Below are 2,109 nucleotides of genomic sequence, written 5' to 3' on the forward strand. Positions count from 1 at the left end.
CTGCCGCAGCCGGTAGCCTGGGTTGAGCATCGCGATACCCGGGAATAGGTGTCCCGGGTGTCGCTTCGCTCGACCCAGGCTACGAGCTGCTGTTTTTCGATGGTTCCCACGCTTTGCGTCCGTTGTATCGGGACGCGGAGCGTCTCTGGCTGCATGCCTGCGCGGACGGTTCGACGTCTCGATCTAGGCTCGATCAGTTTTCAATCGTACCCACGCATGCCTACTCGGCGCTGCCGCAGCCGACAGAGGCATAGCCTGCAAGAAAGGCCATCACCTTGTCCGTACATGAGGGAGCCGCAGACTGCCCGTTTTGCCTAGTCGACAACAGGCTTTCCCCGCTGTGCACCAGTTCATTCAAGGCGTCCACAGGCAGGCCGCTGTGCAGCAGTTCGTCGGTCTGTACCAGCAGCACAATGGCCTGCACTTGTGTATCCGCGAGCAGCGCCAGGCAGCGGGCAAAAAGGCCGTCTTGGGCCATGTGCTGTACATGGCCCGAAGGGTCGAGCGTGAGGTCGTGGCTGGTCAGGTAGCAGGCCATGCCTTTGGCTTGCCAGGCCTGTTGCCGCGCTCGCGCCATGTCCAGTGCCTGTGTTGCGCCAACGCACGCCTCGATGTGGATGCGCCCGCGCGCTGGCAAGAGGCGGTTTAACACCTGCGCCAGGGTTCGCCTCGAGCTGTCGCTCTGGCCCAGGACCGGCGCCGAGTTGACCTCATTGATGATGGCGGCATTGGCGTACCAGGGTTGCGTGATGTCTGGCGAGATGATGTCGATGCCGGCCACATCGAGGCCGAAGAGCGCAGCGGCGCGGCAGGCGAGGGCGGCATTATCGGGGTGCAGGCTGCTTGAATAGTCCTCGTCCAGCCCGCCCCAGTCGGTCGACTCGATGGGCCGCAGCCTTGCCCAGGTGCCAGCGGCCAACACAGAGGTCAGGTCCAGCCCGGCCTGCAGCAGGCACGCCTTGGTCAGCTCATCGCACGGATACAGCGGTGCTCGTGCCCAGCTCGGCAGGGCCAGTTGCTGCTGGTTGGCGACGTCGATCAACTGGGCGATCGTCTGCTGGCCATCACCGCATACGGCGATAGGCAGCCGCTTGACCACATAGATCACCTGGCCGCGCACCACCAGCACGCGGTGGCAGACGCCGCTGGCCTGGCGCTCTACCAGGATCTGCGAGCTGAGCTTGGCGGCTTGACGAAAGGCAGCCAGCAGCTGTGTTTCATGGGTGATACCCACCACCACGCCCTCACCGCGATCCCGGTCCGCAGGCTTGATCACCAGCGGCCAGCCCAGGGCAGCTTGCGCGGCCAGCGCTTCCTGCTCGTTGCTCGCCATGCGATTGTGCGGGGCGGGCAAGCCTGCGCGGCGCATCCATTCGGCGGTAACCCATTTGTTCTGCGCCACCACCACGCCCACGGCCGAGTCGCTGCTGACCTTGCTGTTCTGCAGGTACAGGCTCTGTGCGCCCCAACCTAAACGAAACACCCCAGCGCCAAGGTGGCGCCACGGGATGCCGCGCTCATGGGCACAGGCCAGCAGGGGCAGCGCCGACTTGCCCACCGGCATCACTGTGCGCAGCGGCTGCAGCACTTTGAGTTCCAACTGCTGATAAAGCGGCTCCGTCGCCACGAAATTCGCCGGGGCGCTCGCCACACCCAGCACCAGCAGCGTGGCCGCTTCGTAGGCCAGGCGCGTCTTGTGCTCGGGCACGTAATCGATATGCGCGACGCAGACGTCGGCCAGCCAGCCACCCGGTCGCGCCTTATCGGCCTGCACGTTGAGCAGCTGCCCGGGCTCGAACACCGGCAGGCGCGCCACCCGCTGCAGCTCTGCGGCTACCTGCAGGATCCGCCAAAGTACAGCCGCCACGTCGGCGGCCAAGCCAGGCTCTTGGGCGAAGGCGGACAGCGCCTGTACGGGGGATTGCAACGCCAGGCCCAGCCTGTCGCTCAGCCACTGGTCCAGAGCGGGCCAGTCGATGGCCGTCGGGCAGTGACTCAGCTGCAGGCGCAGGGTCTGTTCGGGCTGGCGCAAGCGTCCGTGAAAACCTGCGGCGGGGAGGAAGGGTTGGTTCATACGCAGCAAGGGTTCCACTAGACAGCATTAAAATG

1 protein-coding gene is annotated in these 2,109 nt (G+C 65.3%); it reads right to left on the reverse strand.

Features of this window, described 5'->3' with window-relative positions:
- Nucleotides 1-220: 220 nt before the first annotated feature.
- The gene (locus tag BMW49_RS24325; protein WP_069519278.1) at nucleotides 221-2,074 is read right to left on the reverse strand and encodes a hypothetical protein; all 1,854 of its coding nucleotides are present in this window, start codon (nucleotides 2,072-2,074) and stop codon (nucleotides 221-223) included.
- Between the last annotated feature and the right edge of the window lie 35 nt (nucleotides 2,075-2,109).

The organism is Pseudomonas cuatrocienegasensis (assembly GCF_900110925.1).
Taxonomy (GTDB): Bacteria; Pseudomonadota; Gammaproteobacteria; order Pseudomonadales; family Pseudomonadaceae; genus Aquipseudomonas; species Aquipseudomonas cuatrocienegasensis.

Coding starts and splice junctions, on each gene's coding strand:
- BMW49_RS24325 (WP_069519278.1), bottom strand. CDS start 2,074: ATGAACCAACCCTTCCTCCCCGCCGCAGGTTTTCACGGACGCTTGCGC.